Source organism: Bacillus cereus group sp. BfR-BA-01441, from assembly GCF_022663075.1.
Lineage (GTDB): Bacteria > Bacillota > Bacilli > Bacillales > Bacillaceae_G > Bacillus_A > Bacillus_A cereus.
This window is the reverse complement of sequence record NZ_JAKUEU010000052.1, coordinates 1-16,257: the sequence shown is the minus strand read 5'-3', so window position 1 is coordinate 16,257 and position 16,257 is coordinate 1. Positions and strand designations below refer to the sequence as shown.

Genomic DNA, 16,257 nt, shown 5'->3' with positions numbered 1-16,257 from the left:
TAACGTTTTGGTAGCGTTCACAATTGAGGGGGAAGTAACAATGGAAAAGCTTCAAGAAAGCATGTATCAACTAATTGTTGAAACGTCAACGAACTTACCGAAAGATGTTCGTCGTGCGATTCAACAAGCGAAAGAGCGAGAAAATGCAGGGACTCGTTCTGCGATGGCACTTGGCACAATTACAAATAATATTAAAATGGCTGATGATAACATCTCGCCGATTTGCCAAGATACAGGGATGCCAACGTTTAAAATTTATACACCAGTTGGTGTGAATCAATTAAAGTTGAAGGAAGCTATCTATAATGCGCTTGAGCGGGCGACGAAAGATGGTAAACTTCGTCCCAATTCTGTTGATTCTCTTTTTGGAGATAATAGTGGAAATAATTTAGGACCAGGTACACCGGTGATTAAGTTTGAACAATGGGAAAAAGATTATATTGATGCACGTTTAATCCTAAAAGGTGGTGGCTGTGAGAATAAAAATATTCAATATAGCTTACCGTGTGAACTAGAAGGACTTGGACGAGCTGGCCGTGATTTAGAAGGGATTCGTAAATGCCTTCTTCATGCAGTATATCAAGCACAAGGGCAAGGATGTAGCGCTGGTGTAATTGGTGTTGGTATCGGGGGAGACCGCACATCAGGTTATGAATTGGCAAAAAATCAATTATTCCGTACATTAGATGATGTCAATCCAGTACCAGAGTTACAACATCTTGAAGAGTACGTATTAGAAAATGCGAATAAGCTTGGCATTGGTACGATGGGATTTGGCGGAGAAACAACTTTACTTGGTTGTAAAATTGGCGTCTATAATCGTTTGCCAGCTAGTTTCTATGTATCTGTTGCGTATAATTGCTGGGCATATCGTCGCCTTGGTGTGAAAATCCATCCTGAAACAGGAGACATTATGGATTGGCTATATCAAGAAGGTGAAGATACACTTCAGCATGAAGTACAAGAAAAAACAGAGCAACGTGAGATTGTATTACAAGCACCAATTACAGAAGAGCAAATTCGTGAACTTCGCGTTGGTGATGTTGTAACAATTAATGGCATGATGTATACAGGTCGTGACGCAATCCATAAGCATTTAATGGATAATGATTGTCCAGTAGATTTAAATGGACAAATTATTTACCACTGTGGTCCAGTTGTTGTGAAAGATGAAAATGACAATTGGCAAATTAAAGCGGCAGGTCCAACGACAAGTATTCGTGAAGAACCGTACCAAGGCGATATTATGAAGAAATTCGGTATTCGCGCTGTCATTGGAAAAGGCGGTATGGGTGCGAAAACATTAGCGGCTTTAGAAGAACACGGCGGTGTATATTTAAACGCAATCGGTGGTGCAGCGCAATATTATGCTGAATGTATTAAAGAAGTGAAAGATGTTGATTTCTTACAATTTGGTATTCCGGAAGCAATGTGGCATTTACGTATCGACGGGTTTAAAGCAGTTGTAACGATGGACTCTCATGGTAATAGCTTACATGCAGATGTTGATAAAACATCACTTGAAAAATTAGCTAGCTTTAAAGAGCCAGTATTTAAGTAAATAAAAAATGCATCTCGAATGATTCGAGATGCATTTTTTTGGTATATATAGAAAAACATGTTCAGCATGAAAGAATGTGTAGCAACAGAAACTACAAGTACGATTATATATGGAAAGGAGACTATTTATGAAATATAAATGGTTATATATCGGTCTCATTTTTTCAATTATGATGGCACTTGTTCCAGTTTCAGCACTGGCTTATACAAATACTCCACATAACTGGGGAATCCCGCGTCCTAAAAATGAAACAGTACCAGATGCAGGAAAGTTATATACAGATTTACTACAAAAAAATGGCGGGTTTTATTTAGGAGATACGAAGAAAAAAGATATTTATTTAACATTTGATAATGGATATGAGAATGGATACACAGGGAAAATATTAGATGTATTAAAAGAGAAAAAAGTACCAGCAACTTTCTTTGTAACGGGGCATTACATTAAAACACAAAAAGATTTATTGTTAAGAATGAAGGATGAAGGACATATTATTGGAAACCATTCTTGGAGTCATCCTGATTTTACAGCGGTAAATGATGAGAAACTTCGTGAAGAATTAACAAGTGTAACGGAAGAAATTAAAAAAGTAACTGGGCAAAAAGAAGTGAAATATGTACGTCCTCCGCGCGGTGTATTTAGTGAAAGAACGTTAGCTCTTACGAAAGAAATGGGCTATTATAATGTATTTTGGTCACTTGCATTTTTGGATTGGAAAGTGGATCAGCAAAGAGGATGGCAATATGCGCATAATAATGTTATGACGATGATTCATCCAGGATCTATTTTATTACTTCATGCAATATCAAAAGATAATGCAGAAGCACTTGCGAAAATCATTGATGATTTGCGCGAGAAAGGGTATCATTTTAAAAGTCTAGATGACTTAGTAAAAAGCAATCAACCGTAAGCATGTATGCTTACGGTTTTCTCATGCTATAATGATGTGTAAAAAGGATGGGGAAACGTATGTGGAGCGAACATGTTACGTTAGAGTATCCGTATCATTTTGAAGAAGTATTAAAACGTTTATCTTTTGATCCTCTTAACGTCATTCAATTAGATGAGAAAGTCATTTATATCCCGCTTTGTATAGACGAGGAACAGGTTATTGTTCGCTTGCAAGGGATTGGTACTGTTCAAAATCCACAGTTTTGGATTTCTAGTCAGACAGGAAATCCGGAGAAAGTTATGAAACGAATGAGGGCCATTTTTCATTGGAATGAACCGTTTCATGATATACAAAATCATTTTTTAAACACATCATTACGTCCACTATTTGAAACATATGCTTATACTCCAATTATTTTAGAATTTGATTATTTTGCTTGTCTTCTTCGCTGTATCATTCACCAACAAATAAATTTGAAATTTGCTACTGTGTTAACAGAACAATTTGTGAAACGGTATGGAATAGAGAAGAACGGTGTATTCTTTTTCCCCACTCCGGAAATAGTAGCAAATATTTCAATAGAAGAATTGAGAGAGCAGAAGTTTAGTCAGCGAAAGGCTGAATATATAGTAGGATTAGGTCGAAGTATTGTCAGTGGTACATTAAATTTAGCGAGTATAGAAAATGGGACGGAAGAAGAAGTTTCAGCACAATTGTTGCCAATTAGGGGAATTGGTGCATGGACAGTGCAAAACTTTTTAATGTTTGGGCTTGGACGGAAAAATATGTTCCCGAAAGCGGACATTGGGATTCAGCGTGCAGTGCAAGGTATATTTCAATTAGATGATAAACCTGATGATGTATTTTTAGAAAAAGTGAAACAAGAGTGTGAACCATACTGCAGTTATGCAGCGTTATATTTATGGAAAAGTATAGAGTAGAGGTGTAATAATGATACAAAAGCAACATGAGAGTAAGTTGGAAGTTGGTCAAACGTTTCCTGTGACAATTAAACGTCTTGGGATTAACGGAGAAGGCGTTGGTTATTTTAAGAGACAAGTTGTTTTCATTCCAGGGGCATTACCAGGAGAAGAAGTTGTTGCAGAAACAACGAAAATTCAGCGTGGCTTCGCTGAAGCGAAAGTGAAAAAAGTTCGTAAAGCTTCACCGCATCGTGTGAAAGCACCGTGTCCAGTATATGAGGAGTGTGGCGGTTGTCAGCTGCAACATTTAGATTATAAAGAACAATTGAATCAAAAGCGTGATATCGTTGTACAAGCATTTGAGAAGTACATGAAAAACAGTATGGAAGAGAAAATTCGTCCAACGCTTGGCATGGAAAATCCATGGCATTACCGTAATAAGAGTCAATTACAAGTGGGGCGTAAAGACGAAAAGGTTATTACAGGGCTATATAAACAAAACTCACATCAGTTAATTGATATTGCTCATTGTATGATTCAACATAAAGCAACGAATGAAGCGACAAAAGTTGTAAGACGTATTTTAGAAAAATTAAATGTTTCTATTTACAATGAGAAAAAACAAAAAGGTTTAGTACGCACAATTGTAACACGTACTGCAGTTCAAACAGGGGAAGTACAAGTTACACTTATTACAACAAAAGAAGAATTACCAAATAAAGAACAATTTGTTGCAGAAGTACAAAAACAGATGCCAGCGGTTAAATCAATTATGCAAAATGTAAACTGGCGTAAAACATCTGTTATTTTTGGAGACAAAACATTTAAATTAGCTGGAAAAGAAGTAATTCAAGAAACACTTGGTGATTTATCATTTGAATTATCAGCACGTGCATTCTTCCAGTTGAATCCAGAACAAACAGTTGTTTTATATAATGAGGCGAAAAAAGCAGCTGCGTTAACAGGAAACGAGAAGATTGTGGATGCTTACTGTGGTGTTGGTACAATCGGTCTTTGGCTTGCAAATGATGCAGCGGAAGTACGTGGTATGGATGTAATTCCAGAAGCGATTGCAGATGCAAGAAAAAATGCGAAGCGCCACGGATTTACAAATACGAAATATGAAGCAGGTAAAGCTGAACAATGGTTACCGAAATGGGTAAAAGAAGGATGGCGTCCAGATGTAATTGTTGTCGATCCACCACGTACAGGTTGCGATGATAAATTACTGGAAACAATTTTAAAAGTGAAGCCGAAACAAGTTGTGTATGTGTCTTGTAATCCTTCTTCATTAGCACGTGATGTACAAGCATTAATGAAGAGCTATGAAGTGGAGTATGTGCAACCAGTTGATATGTTCCCGCATACAGCTCACGTAGAAAATGTAGTGAAGCTTGTTAGAAAGTAAAGTTTATTAATATTCCCTCATGGTATGAGGGAATATTTTCTATGAAGGAGAATATTATGCATAATTATAAATTAACGATTCAGTATGATGGTGCACGTTTTAAAGGATGGCAACGTCTCGGTAATAACGATAATACGATTCAAGGAAAAATCGAAAGTGTCATATCTGAAATGATCGGAAAAGAAATTGAAATTATCGGTTGTAGTAGAACAGACGCTGGTGTACATGCTTTGAATCAAGTTGCTAACTTTCAAAGTGATGAGAAGTTAGTGGAACATAAAGTGAAAAAATATTTAAATCAATATTTACCTAATGATATTAGCATTACGAATGTGGAAGAAGTATATGATCGTTTCCATGCTCGTTACAATTCTAAAGCAAAAACATATCTGTATAAAATTTGGAATGAAGAGCATACAAATCCATTTATGCGTAAATACAGCATGCATGTGAATAAAAAATTAAATGTGGAAAGCATGAAAGCAGCTGCGAAACATTTAGTTGGTTCACATGATTTTACTGCTTTTTCAAATGCGAAATCAAAGAAAAAATCTATGGTTCGAGAAGTATATACACTTGATGTGATGGAAGAGGCAGGGTTTGTACAAATTAGAGTAAGTGGTAACGGCTTCCTTCATAACATGGTAAGAAAAATTGTTGGAGCATTAATTGAAGTTGGATTAGGACAATTAGATGCTGAAGCAATTCCACAAATTCTAGAGGCGAAACAACGTAATCAAATTAATTGTCTTGCTGAGGCGAGTGGTTTGTATTTGGAGAATGTTGAGTTCTAATGGCAAATAAAAAAATCGGGCTAAGTAGCTCGATTTTTTTAGTATTACGAAGATTTCTCTTTTTTTATACGTATCTTCAAATTCCAAAAAGCAGCAAGCATAATAGCTGCAAAGGAGCCGCTAATTGTTCCAAATAGTTTTGCATAAGGAGAGCTGCTTACATCGGCATTAATGAATAACATCATACAGAGCATGGCAGGGAAAAAGTATAAGTATTGTAATAACTTTAATTTTTTATCATTACTCATATATATAGCCCCCTTTCTAGCATGTTATATGTTTATTATAACATATTTTACCAAGTTGTTTTTACACTTGGAGACATGTTCATTTCATGTGTGTAAATGCAGTTTTTTAATTCGATATTGTAAGTTTTGCCTACTTAATCCTAAAAATTTTGCAGCTTGTGAGATGTTGCCATGATTCTCTTTAAGAATTTGGTTAATGTAGTTCTTTTCCATTTTTTCTATTGTGTGTTTTAAAGTTTTTGGTGCATCAGTATTGTGATTAGTTAGTGCATGTTGCATATTGAATTCTGTTTTTATTCGTTCACGGAAGCGAGTAGGCATATGAAACGCTGTAATGATGGTTTCATCTTCTATTAAGTTCATGGAACCTTCAATTATATGTTCCAACTCCCGTACGTTCCCAGGCCAATCGTATGCATAGAAAAATTCTCTTACATTTACATCTACATCGGTTACGTTTAGCCCGAATTGAGTATTATATTTTTCAATAAAGTGCTGAACAAGAGCTAGAATATCTTCTTTTCTTTCACGTAAAGGCGGAAGACATAAAGTAACGACGCTTAATCGGTAATATAAGTCTTCTCTTAATCGATTATGTGCGATGGCTTCGAAAGGATCTTCATTGATAGTTGCTATAATACGAACATCAATTTCTTTTTCGTGTGTGCCTCCGATTCTTCGTATTGTTTTTTCTTGTATAGCTCGTAGTAACTTCGCTTGAAGTGCTGGACTTAATGAGTTGATTTCATCTAATAACAAAGTTCCTCCGTTCGCTTCTTCAAATAAACCAGCTTTATCGATAGCTCCTGTAAATGCACCTCGGTTTGTACCGAATAATAAGCTTTCCATGAGTGTATCAGGTATAGCGGCACAGTTCTGTGAAATAAAGGGTTTTGTTGAACGCTGACTTTCATTATGGATGCTTTGTGCAAATAGTTCTTTCCCAGTGCCTGTTTCTCCTACTAGAAGTATGGAGGAAGATGTACGAATTACTCTTTTTCCTTCAGTAATGATTGATTGAATAGCTTCAGAATCACCAATTATGTGATCAAAGGTAAATTTAGTACTTTGTTTTCGAGAAGGGCCCATTCTTATTGTTTGCTTTAAGTTACTAATTTTTTTTGATATTTCAATAGCGCCTTTAATTTTTCCATTTTCTATTATAGGGAAAGTATCGTTAATCGTTGTAATTTCTTGTCCTTTATTGTTAAAATACGTTTGTTTTATATTTTTGTTTGTTTTTCCTAATTTTAATGCCTCTATAAGAGTACTATTTTTATTTTCTTCAAATGCAAATATTTCTAAAGGACTTTTATATAATACATCTGAGCGTTCCATTGATTCAATTTCCATCATTTTGCGGTTATAGATAATCGTTTTACTTTCCTCATTAATAATATGAATCCCGATATCGAGTTCATTGAGTAAAGTTTCATATAGCATGTTCATTTCAATGATCTGTTTAAAATTAATGTCTTCTGTACGCATAGATTATCTTCTCCTCATTTCACCCTATGAAGACTGACTTTTTATAATTTTATTAAAATTCTTATAAAACCGCAAAATTTTTTTGCTATTTTCCTTTTAAAACTTTTCAAATGATAGAAAAATTTTGCGGTTGTGCACGCTTTTTTGTGTAAAACTCTCATTTAATATATGAATTAGAGACTTGGTACGCATTTTGCATAAATAATATTTGAAATCTCTAGAGGGGAGAATATGAATTTTTACAGGATATACAACGTTTCGGTGTCAATTAATAAGAGGGAGGGGTTTATAAAGTGAAGACAGTTATAGAAGGTGTGTATAGTCCTTGTTATGGAAAAGTAGAGAAGTTATTTGTTACGGAAAGTTCTTACGTATACGAGTGGGAGAAATTAGCGTTAATTGAAACAATAGATAAACAGAAAGTAGAAATTAAGATAGGAATCAGTGGTTATATTGAATCATTAGAAGTAGTAGAAGGACAAACTATTGCTGATCAAAAGTTATTAATAACAGTAAGGGATGACCTTTTAGTAACAGGCAGTGATTAATGTAAGTGATGTGTATTTTTGCTATTTTAAATCATTATTTTTACGGTGAAGAATTTTAAAAACGCTTACATTAAATGGATTGGCAAAGTGAAAAGGGGGGATTTATATGATGGATCAAAACCAAGGATTAAAAAGAGAATTGAAAAGCAGGCACATATTTATGATTGCACTTGGAGGCGTTATTGGTACAGGACTTTTTTTAGGATCAGGTTATACGATTCATGAAGCTGGACCTGGAGGAGCAATTGTAGCGTATCTTGTCGGTGGATTTGTAATGTATTTAACGATGCTCTGTCTTGGAGAGTTAGCGGTTGCGATGCCTGACGCAGGGTCTTATCAAACGTATGCGACAAAGCATATTTCTCCTGCAGCAGGTTATGTAGTGGGATGGATGTCGTGGTTAAACTGGTCTGCTACGATAGGTATTGAATTAATTGCAGTTAGTATTTTGATGAAACGTTGGTTTCCTGATGTACCGTCATGGATTTGGTGTGTAGTGTTCGCGGTACTGCTCTTTGCTATTAATGCGTTATCTTCAAGAAGTTTTGCGGAAGTGGAATTTTGGTTTGCAAGTATTAAAGTAATTACAATTATTGCATTTATTATTTTGGGCGGGGCAGCAATGTTTGGGTTTCTAGATATGAAAGGGAATGAACCAGCGCCAATGTTCTCTAGTTTTACTGATTATGGTGGATTGTTTCCAAATGGATTATCAGCCATTTTAATTACAATGATTGCAGTTAATTTTTCTTTCCAAGGAACAGAATTAGTTGGTATTGCAGCAGGTGAGAGTGAAAATCCAGAGAAAACGATCCCGAAGGCAATTAACAATACAGTTTGGCGTATACTTGTTTTCTTTGTACTATCTATTTTTATTCTTGCTGGACTATTCCCTTGGCAGCAAGCAGGAGTAATAGAAAGTCCATTCGTAGTTGTATTTGATAAAATTGGTATTCCTTATGCAGCAGATATTATAAATTTCGTTATTATTACAGCAGTGCTATCCGTTGCGAATTCAGGGTTATATGCAACTTCTCGTATGCTATGGTCTATGTCTAATCAAGGAATGATTAGTCCGATTTTTGGTAAGTTATCTAAAAACGGTGTTCCTATTTATGCATTGATTGTAAGTACAATTGTAGGTTGCCTTTCATTACTATCAGGTATTTATGCGGAAGATACAGTTTATTTATGGCTACTTTCTATTGCCGGGTTCGGGGCGATATTAGTTTGGGCATCTATTGCTCTATCTAACTTATTAGCTAGAAGGTCATACATAAAGCAGGGCGGGGATGTGAAAGAATTGAAATTTAAAACACCATTGTATCCATTTGTACCACTTCTTGCGTTAGTATTAAATTTAACAGTAATCGTTGGAATGGCCTTTATTCCAGAACAAAGAATGGCATTGTATTGTGGTATTCCATTTATGATTGTTTGTTTACTGTTTTACCGTGCGACAAGAAATAAGGCACGTAAAGTAGAACATATTGAAAAGACAAATACGACGGAAGTAGAGAGCTTATAATATGAATTAATTTGGAGACTGTAAGATTTGTAAACAGTCTCTTTTTTTGTGAAAATAAAGCTGGAAACATACTATGTATGCAAAGGGGAATTAGCGATGAATCCAGAAGTTTCGCAGTTGTTAAAACAAATAGATTCAAGGAAAGAGGAATTGTTAGAACTTACAAAAACATTAATTCGTTTTGAAACACCAGCACCGCCGGCGAGAAATACAAATGAGGCACAACAATTTGTTGCAGAGTTTCTAAGAGAACGAAATTTTAGTGTTGATAAATGGGATGTATATCCTAATGATCCGAACGTTGTTGGTGTGAAAAAAGGGGCAAAAAGTGACTCATATAAAAGTCTTATTATTAATGGACATATGGATGTAGCTGAAGTATCGGCAGATGAGGCGTGGGAAACAAATCCGTTTGAGCCATTTATAAAAGATGGTTGGTTAGTTGGACGTGGTGCAGCTGATATGAAAGGGGGACTAGCTGGAGCGCTATTTGCTATTCAGCTATTACAAGAAGCTGGTATTGAATTACCTGGAGATTTAATCTTTCAATCCGTAATTGGAGAAGAAGTTGGAGAAGCTGGTACACTTCAATGCTGCAAAAGAGATTATGATGCTGATTTTGCAGTCGTAGTGGATACGAGTAATTTACATATGCAAGGACAGGGCGGCGTAATTACTGGCTGGATTACTGTGAAAAGCCCTCAAACGTTTCATGATGCAACGCGTAGGCAAATGATTCATGCTGGAGGACGTTTATTTGGAGCGAGTGCAATTGAAAAAATGATGAAAATTGTGCAAAGTTTGCAAGAATTAGAGCGTCATTGGGCAGTTATGAAAACATATGAAGGCTATCCGTCTGGAACAACAACAATTAATCCAGCTGTTATTGAAGGTGGAAGACATGCAGCTTTTATTGCGGATGAGTGCCGGTTATGGATAACAGTGCACTTTTATCCGAATGAAACACATGAACAAATAATAAAAGAAATTGAAGAGTATATCGGTAAAGTAGCAGCTGCCGATCCATGGCTAAGTGAAAATCCACCACAATTTAAGTGGGGCGGAGAATCAATGATTGTGGATCGTGGCGAAATTTTCCCTTCTTTAGAAATAGATAGTGAACATACAGCTGTAAAAACGCTTAGCTCAGTACATGAATCAATTCTTTCTAAAAACGCAATTTTAGATATGTCTGCAACGGTAACGGATGGTGGTTGGTTTAGTGAATTTCATATTCCGGCTGTTATTTACGGACCAGGCACATTAGAGGAAGCTCATTCAATAAATGAGAAAGTAGAAGTAGAGCAGTTAATTGAATTTACAAAAGTAATAACAGCATTTATATATGAATGGTGCCACACGAAAAAATAGATTTGTATAGTAAAATCGTACGAGTATGTATACTTGTACGATTTTTTAGTGAACTATTTCAGAGGTGAAAATAAATAACTGAAATAGTTCTTTATTTTGCTATGTCTTTCGTTTTATTTCAAGTAATTTCTCTTTTGCTAATTCAACGGCGATCGCATCATCTAAATAGCCAATTGGAAAGAGATAGTCGGGAATAATATCTGTCGATAAAATGAAATACAGTAATGCGCTTCCAAGAACTGCACGTTCTTCTTTTGAAATGGTTTCATTGCAAAATTGTTGATACATATCTGTTAATTGTTCAATAAAAGGACCAGCACTATCAATTTGCTCTAATTTGCTTGCGAAACTGTCATGAATACGTTTTTCGCCTTCTGTTGTCTGGGCATAGCGTTCGTAATTTTCGAGTTCTTGTTTTACGCGAGTTGTAGTGTAATCGAAATCGAATAAGTTAGAGGATTGCAGCGTTTGCTGAATGGTATCAAGAGATGTGTACATATCTGTTTTTTCTTTATTAATGTGAGGAGAATCAGGGTACATTTCATCAAATAACAATTGGGGTGGAACTTGAAGACATTCTGCAAATTTTTGTAGATGTTTTTGTTTTGGCGGTTGTTTACCATTAATAATTCTTGAGACTGTTGCAGGATCAATATTTGTAAGTATTCCTAGTTGGCGCATAGATAAGGCGCGTTCTTTTAAAAGTTTTTTTATTAATTTGCCAAGCCGATCATTCGGGTTTTCATTAGCCATAGTGTAGGCACTCCTTTTTTAGTGTTGAAAAAATATTGAGCATTTATTACAAGTATATGAAACAGACAGGCACAGTTGCTCAACATTTTCATAATATGCATTGAAAAGTGAGAAAAAGGGGTGACTATTTATGAGTACGGTAGGCTTATTTTCAATTTTTTTAATCGGGATCGCTTCTAATTTAGATAATGCAGGTGTTGGAATTGCATATGGCATTCGTAAAATTCGTATTTCGTGGTTTAACAATTTTATCATCGCATTCTTTGGATTTTTATTTACTTTACTAGCTGGATTTTTTGGAAACTGGATTGCGTTATTTATTTCAGAGTTTACAGCAAATCTGATTGGAGCAATCGTTTTAGGGATAATCGGTGTGTTTATTTTATGTCAGCCTTTCTTGGGCCAAAAAAATACTGCAGGTTCTAAAGATGATAATGTACTTATGGGAATTTTACGTGATCCGGAAAAAGCAGATTTTGATGGTTCTAAAACAATTAGTTTCTCAGAAGCAATTGTTTTAGGAGTTGCGTTGTCTATTAATAATATTGCAGGTGGATTTGATGCAGGGGTAACAAATTTAAATCTTTGGCTTACAGCGACTATTTCTGGGGTGTTTAGTTTTATTTGTATTAGTGGTTTTGCGTATGTAGGAAAACGATTTTTAGCAGAATACTTAGGGAAATGGGCGACAATTATCGCAGGAGTATTATTAATTCTTATTGGGATCGATCAGTTGTTGTAAGGAGAGTAGAAAACAAGGTTCGAGTATTTCCTTGGAAATACAGCAAGGGATTGCATATATCGACGTACTTTTCTCCATACTAATACGGATTTCTTTTAAGAAAGGGGGATTTGTATGGGACGCGGGAAAGCATTTGATCATAAGAAAAAAGGGCATGATCATCAACCACCTAAAGGTGCGTTCATTCATAAAGATGTAAATGAACATACTTTGGAAGAGGAAGAGCTACCAGTAAATATTGAGGCGTATAAAAATAGTTTAAAAAAACATTAAAAGCACCTACATAGGTGCTTTTTTACCGTATATCTTCAATTAATTGTTCGGATTCTTCATGCATACTGTACTCACTTAATACTTGAATGCAAAGCCACTTTAATTCCTCAATCGTATGCTCAAGTTCTTCAGGAAGCACATGATAAATGTCTTCAAGTCCCATCCCGAAATGAATAAGTTCAAGTACTTGATCATCGATGTTCCGATCCATTAATAATTCAAGTACTTCTAAATTGAATATGTATCGGTGAGCTTCGTCGAGTGAAACAACTTTTAACTTCAAGCTTTCTACAATACTCAATATAAAAAGAAGGATTGTTTTTTCAAGAACAGGTTGTTTTCCCATTTGAAATATTAGTTTCATCTTTCACACCTCCACATATAGCGCTAGGTTGTACTATATTATTCAGGAGGGGGGAACAAATATGCATGATATAGAGAAACTTTCAGCACTGTTTTTGTAAGAGTATTGATAACTGACAAAAGGGAGGTTTTGGCGAAATAAAAAATCCTGCTAGTATAGCAGGATAACTCGCGATTAAAAAATGCTCCAACCTTCTTGAGCAGAAAGAAGTTCAAGAATTTTAAAACCAGCAATACTATTTCCGTTTGCATCTAAAGCTGGTCCGAAAATACCGATTCCCATGTCTCCTTTTACGCAGCCAAAAATACCACCGGCTACACCACTTTTTGCAGGAATACCAACACGAATTGCAAATTCACCAGATTCGTTATACATACCACATGTGACCATAAATGTTTTGCAAATTTTTGTAATATGCTTAGGGATAATTTGTTTTTTCTTATATGGGTCATATCCATCCATTGCAAAAATTAAGCCGATACGTGCTAAATCGATGCAGTTTACTTCAACTGCGCATTGACGAGTATATAAATCCATAAGTTCTTCAATATCACAATCGATAATTCCGTTTTGTTTCATATAATAACAAAGTGAACGGTTTAGATAAGCTGTCTCTAATTCTGAATCGGCAACTTTAGAGGAATAATTAATAGTAGGATTATCTGTTATTTCACGTACAAAGTGAAGAATACGTTCCATTTTTTCCTCGTTATCTTTTCCTGCTAACATGCTTGTAATAGCTAATGCTCCTGCATTTATCATTGGATTAAGGGGTTTGGACGGACTTGTCGTTTCTAACTTAATAATAGAATTAAATGGGTCACCCGTTGGTTCCATTCCAACTTTAGAAAATACATATTCTTCACCACGGTCTAAAAGGGCAAGGGCAAGTGTAATTACTTTGGAAATACTTTGAAGAGTAAATAGTGTTTGTGAGTTGCCTGCATGGATATATTCTGTTTCTTTATGGAAAATGGCAATCCCTAAATCGTCTGGATTTGCATTTCCTAGTTCGGGGATATAAGTAGCAAGTTTGCCTTTTTTCGTATATGGTTTTACTTGTTCTAACAACTGTTGTAAGTTGTTTGTTTCAATGCACCGCATAGTACCAACGCTCCTATTTTGAATTAACTAAGTTTACTTTTCCCGATATGCTCGGAAATAAATAATAACATGAAAAAGTGGAATGATAAAACGAAAGTTCAATGTGATATAATAGGTCTTTCGTTTCGAGTATTCTGTATTTTAAAAAGGAGAATTTTCCTTTTATATAACAGTTTGGAAATAGGAGATTTATCCATAAAAAGTTCAGAAATAAAAACTACACATCTATACAACTATATGTTATTATGGTTATGTAATAGAAAGCGTTTTCTAAAGCGTACTTATAATGATAACGATTTCATAAATTAAATTAGGGGGAATTAAAATGTTGCAGTTTTTACAACGTATTGGTAAAGCTTTAATGCTTCCGATCGCAGTACTACCAGCAGCAGGATTATTGCTTCGTTTAGGGCAACCAGATGTATTTGATATTCCTGTTATGGCACAGGCCGGCGCAGCAGTTTTTGATAACTTAGCACTTATTTTTGCAATTGGTATTGCAATCGGTCTTTCAGTGGATGGTAGTGGTGCAGCAGGTCTTGCAGGTGCAATTGGTTATCTTGTTATGAAAAATAGTATTGATGCACTTAGCAAAGGGTATTCAACTGCTGAATTACAAGGTAAATTAGGTAAAGTCCAAGATTTAATAGGTAATAGCGCAAATGTAGATCCATCTAAGCTTGCGGATACAATGACACAAGTATCTAAGGCTGCTGAATTATCGACTAAAGTAGATATGAAAGTTTTAGGTGGTATTATTGTTGGTGTTATAGCAGGACTTCTTTATAATAAATTCCATAAGATTAAACTTCCAGAATGGTTAGGTTTCTTTGCTGGAAAACGTTTCGTTCCAATTGTTACATCAGTTGTGATGCTGATATTAGGAATTCTATTTGCACAAATTTGGCCAACAATTCAAAATGGTATTGATGCATTAGCTCATGGAATTGTTAATTTAGGTGCAATTGGTTCAGGATTATTTGGTTTATTAAACCGTTTATTAATCCCAATTGGTTTACACCACGTAATGAACACATACTTCTGGTTTGTATTTGGGGACTTTACAAATGCAGCAGGTAATGTTGTTAATGGTGATATTGCTCGTTTCCTTGCAGGTGACAAAACAGCAGGTATGTTTATGACTGGTTTCTTCCCAGTTATGATGTTCGGTTTACCAGCAGCATGTTTCGCAATGATTGCAGCTGCTAAACCAGAAAAGCGTAAAGCAGTTACTGGTATGTTAGCTGGTCTAGCATTAACTTCATTCTTAACTGGTATTACAGAGCCTATTGAATTCTCATTCATGTTCTTATCACCAGTATTATATGGTATTCATGCTGTACTAACAGGTCTTTCTTTATTCATTACAACATCACTTGGCATTCATGATGGTTTCTCATTTAGTGCCGGTGCAATCGATTATGCTTTAAACTTCGGTATTGCAACAAAACCAGTCTTACTAGCAGGTATCGGTTTAATTTACGCAGCAATTTATTTCATAGTATTCTACTTCTTAATTAAGAAGTTCGATTTAAAAACTCCTGGTCGTGAAGATGACGATGAGTTAGTTGAAGATGGTGATGCACCAGTTGCAGGTTCAATTGGTGAAACTTACGTAGCAGCTTTAGGCGGAAAAGAAAACTTAACAGTTATTGATAACTGTGCAACACGTCTACGCTTACAAGTAAAAGATGCTGGTCAAGTAAATGAAGCAGCATTAAAACGTGCTGGTGCAAAAGGTGTTATGAAATTAAGTAATACTAGTGTACAAGTTATCGTAGGTACAAATGTTGAATCTGTTGCCGATGATATGAAAAAACACGTATAAATAATGAGATAAGAGGATGTCCCAAAAGATTGATAACATCAATTTTTTAGAGGATATCCTCTTTTTTTTGTTAATAATTTAACGGGAATCTTACTTTTGTAAATTTTCTTTTTCTTTTTTGTACATATAGGTTGGTAATATGTGCAGTGCGTGATAAAGTAGGGATGATATAGAATGGATTATCCATAATCTACTAAAATAAATCTTTAGTAGAGGAATTAAATTATTGGTGAGTAAGGGGAAAAAAGCAATTATGGATCAGGAAAAAAATAATGCGAATGGGAAAGCACATCGGCCGATTGTATACATAAAAAGAACAATCATTCTCGTCTTACTATTATCACTTGTATATTTCATGTATACAAAAATTGTTGCGCATAATAAGAAAGAAGAAACTTTAAAAGCGGCAGCAGAAATGAAGAAACAAGAAGA

16 protein-coding genes and 2 pseudogenes are annotated in these 16,257 nt (G+C 35.2%); 13 read left to right on the top strand and 5 right to left on the bottom strand.

Going from position 1 to position 16,257, the window contains the following annotated elements:
* Positions 1-40: 40 nt before the first annotated feature.
* From fumA to truA, 5 genes are all read left to right on the top strand, one after another.
* Entirely contained in the window at positions 41-1,561 is a 1,521-nt protein-coding gene (gene fumA, locus MR107_RS19840; protein WP_000413523.1) for a class I fumarate hydratase, read from the top strand.
* A 127-nt stretch (positions 1,562-1,688) separates the two neighbouring features.
* Entirely contained in the window at positions 1,689-2,471 is a 783-nt protein-coding gene (gene pdaA / locus MR107_RS19835) for a delta-lactam-biosynthetic de-N-acetylase (RefSeq protein WP_000875957.1), read from the top strand.
* A 59-nt stretch (positions 2,472-2,530) separates the two neighbouring features.
* Positions 2,531-3,394: a DNA-3-methyladenine glycosylase family protein gene (locus MR107_RS19830; protein WP_017657169.1), complete on the top strand. Its 864-nt coding sequence runs from the start codon at positions 2,531-2,533 to the stop codon at positions 3,392-3,394.
* A 10-nt stretch (positions 3,395-3,404) separates the two neighbouring features.
* Entirely contained in the window at positions 3,405-4,784 is a 1,380-nt protein-coding gene (gene rlmD, locus MR107_RS19825; RefSeq protein WP_017657168.1) for a 23S rRNA (uracil(1939)-C(5))-methyltransferase RlmD, read from the top strand.
* 56 nt (positions 4,785-4,840) lie between these two features.
* Positions 4,841-5,578, top strand: coding sequence for a tRNA pseudouridine(38-40) synthase TruA (gene truA, locus MR107_RS19820; RefSeq protein WP_048538466.1), 738 nt, complete (start codon positions 4,841-4,843; stop codon positions 5,576-5,578).
* A 44-nt stretch (positions 5,579-5,622) separates the two neighbouring features.
* On the opposite strand, the gene MR107_RS19815 is transcribed toward truA, so the two are convergent.
* Both MR107_RS19815 and MR107_RS19810 read right to left on the bottom strand, forming a co-directional pair.
* A complete protein-coding gene (locus tag MR107_RS19815) occupies positions 5,623-5,826 on the bottom strand; it encodes a hypothetical protein (protein WP_000063858.1) in 204 nt (67 codons plus the stop codon).
* An 84-nt stretch (positions 5,827-5,910) separates the two neighbouring features.
* Positions 5,911-7,314 (bottom strand): sigma-54 interaction domain-containing protein, encoded by a 1,404-nt coding sequence (locus tag MR107_RS19810; protein ID WP_242292627.1) that lies wholly within the window; start codon positions 7,312-7,314, stop codon positions 5,911-5,913.
* Positions 7,315-7,607: 293 nt separating this feature from the next.
* Here MR107_RS19810 and MR107_RS19805 point away from each other — a divergent pair, with 293 nt between their 5' ends.
* The 3 genes from MR107_RS19805 (at position 7,608) to MR107_RS19795 (ending at position 10,761) form a co-directional block, all read left to right on the top strand.
* On the top strand, positions 7,608-7,862 hold the full coding sequence (locus tag MR107_RS19805; protein ID WP_242292626.1) for a biotin/lipoyl attachment domain-containing protein: 255 nt from the start codon (positions 7,608-7,610) through the stop codon (positions 7,860-7,862).
* A gap of 106 nt (positions 7,863-7,968) precedes the next feature.
* Positions 7,969-9,390 carry an amino acid permease gene (locus MR107_RS19800; RefSeq protein ID WP_196478766.1) on the top strand — a complete coding sequence of 474 codons (1,422 nt, stop codon included), beginning with the start codon at positions 7,969-7,971 and terminating at the stop codon, positions 9,388-9,390.
* A gap of 48 nt (positions 9,391-9,438) precedes the next feature.
* A complete protein-coding gene (locus MR107_RS19795; protein ID WP_368738393.1) occupies positions 9,439-10,761 on the top strand; it encodes an acetylornithine deacetylase in 1,323 nt (440 codons plus the stop codon).
* A gap of 99 nt (positions 10,762-10,860) precedes the next feature.
* On the opposite strand, the gene MR107_RS19790 is transcribed toward MR107_RS19795, so the two are convergent.
* Positions 10,861-11,514: a DUF1232 domain-containing protein gene (locus tag MR107_RS19790; RefSeq protein ID WP_001262772.1), complete on the bottom strand. Its 654-nt coding sequence runs from the start codon at positions 11,512-11,514 to the stop codon at positions 10,861-10,863.
* A gap of 130 nt (positions 11,515-11,644) precedes the next feature.
* Between MR107_RS19790 and ytaF the strand changes: the two genes are divergently transcribed.
* Both ytaF and MR107_RS19780 read left to right on the top strand, forming a co-directional pair.
* On the top strand, positions 11,645-12,256 hold the full coding sequence (ytaF, locus tag MR107_RS19785) for a sporulation membrane protein YtaF (protein ID WP_048656516.1): 612 nt from the start codon (positions 11,645-11,647) through the stop codon (positions 12,254-12,256).
* A 114-nt stretch (positions 12,257-12,370) separates the two neighbouring features.
* Positions 12,371-12,529: a hypothetical protein gene (locus MR107_RS19780; protein ID WP_000532409.1), complete on the top strand. Its 159-nt coding sequence runs from the start codon at positions 12,371-12,373 to the stop codon at positions 12,527-12,529.
* 22 nt (positions 12,530-12,551) lie between these two features.
* On the opposite strand, the gene MR107_RS19775 is transcribed toward MR107_RS19780, so the two are convergent.
* Together MR107_RS19775 and glsA are read right to left on the bottom strand one after the other, a co-directional pair.
* Entirely contained in the window at positions 12,552-12,893 is a 342-nt protein-coding gene (locus tag MR107_RS19775) for a DUF3969 family protein (RefSeq protein WP_000766604.1), read from the bottom strand.
* 174 nt (positions 12,894-13,067) lie between these two features.
* On the bottom strand, positions 13,068-13,997 hold the full coding sequence (gene glsA / locus MR107_RS19770; protein ID WP_242292624.1) for a glutaminase A: 930 nt from the start codon (positions 13,995-13,997) through the stop codon (positions 13,068-13,070).
* Between the two features lie 69 nt (positions 13,998-14,066).
* Between glsA and MR107_RS31725 the strand changes: the two are divergent.
* The 3 genes and pseudogenes from MR107_RS31725 to MR107_RS19760 all read left to right on the top strand — a co-directional run.
* A pseudogene (locus tag MR107_RS31725) lies at positions 14,067-14,181 on the top strand (transcriptional regulator).
* Positions 14,182-14,322: 141 nt separating this feature from the next.
* Positions 14,323-15,825, top strand: coding sequence for an N-acetylglucosamine-specific PTS transporter subunit IIBC (gene nagE / locus MR107_RS19765; protein ID WP_000938900.1), 1,503 nt, complete (start codon positions 14,323-14,325; stop codon positions 15,823-15,825).
* A 253-nt stretch (positions 15,826-16,078) separates the two neighbouring features.
* A pseudogene (locus MR107_RS19760) lies at positions 16,079-16,257 on the top strand (serine hydrolase domain-containing protein); the annotation flags it as partial.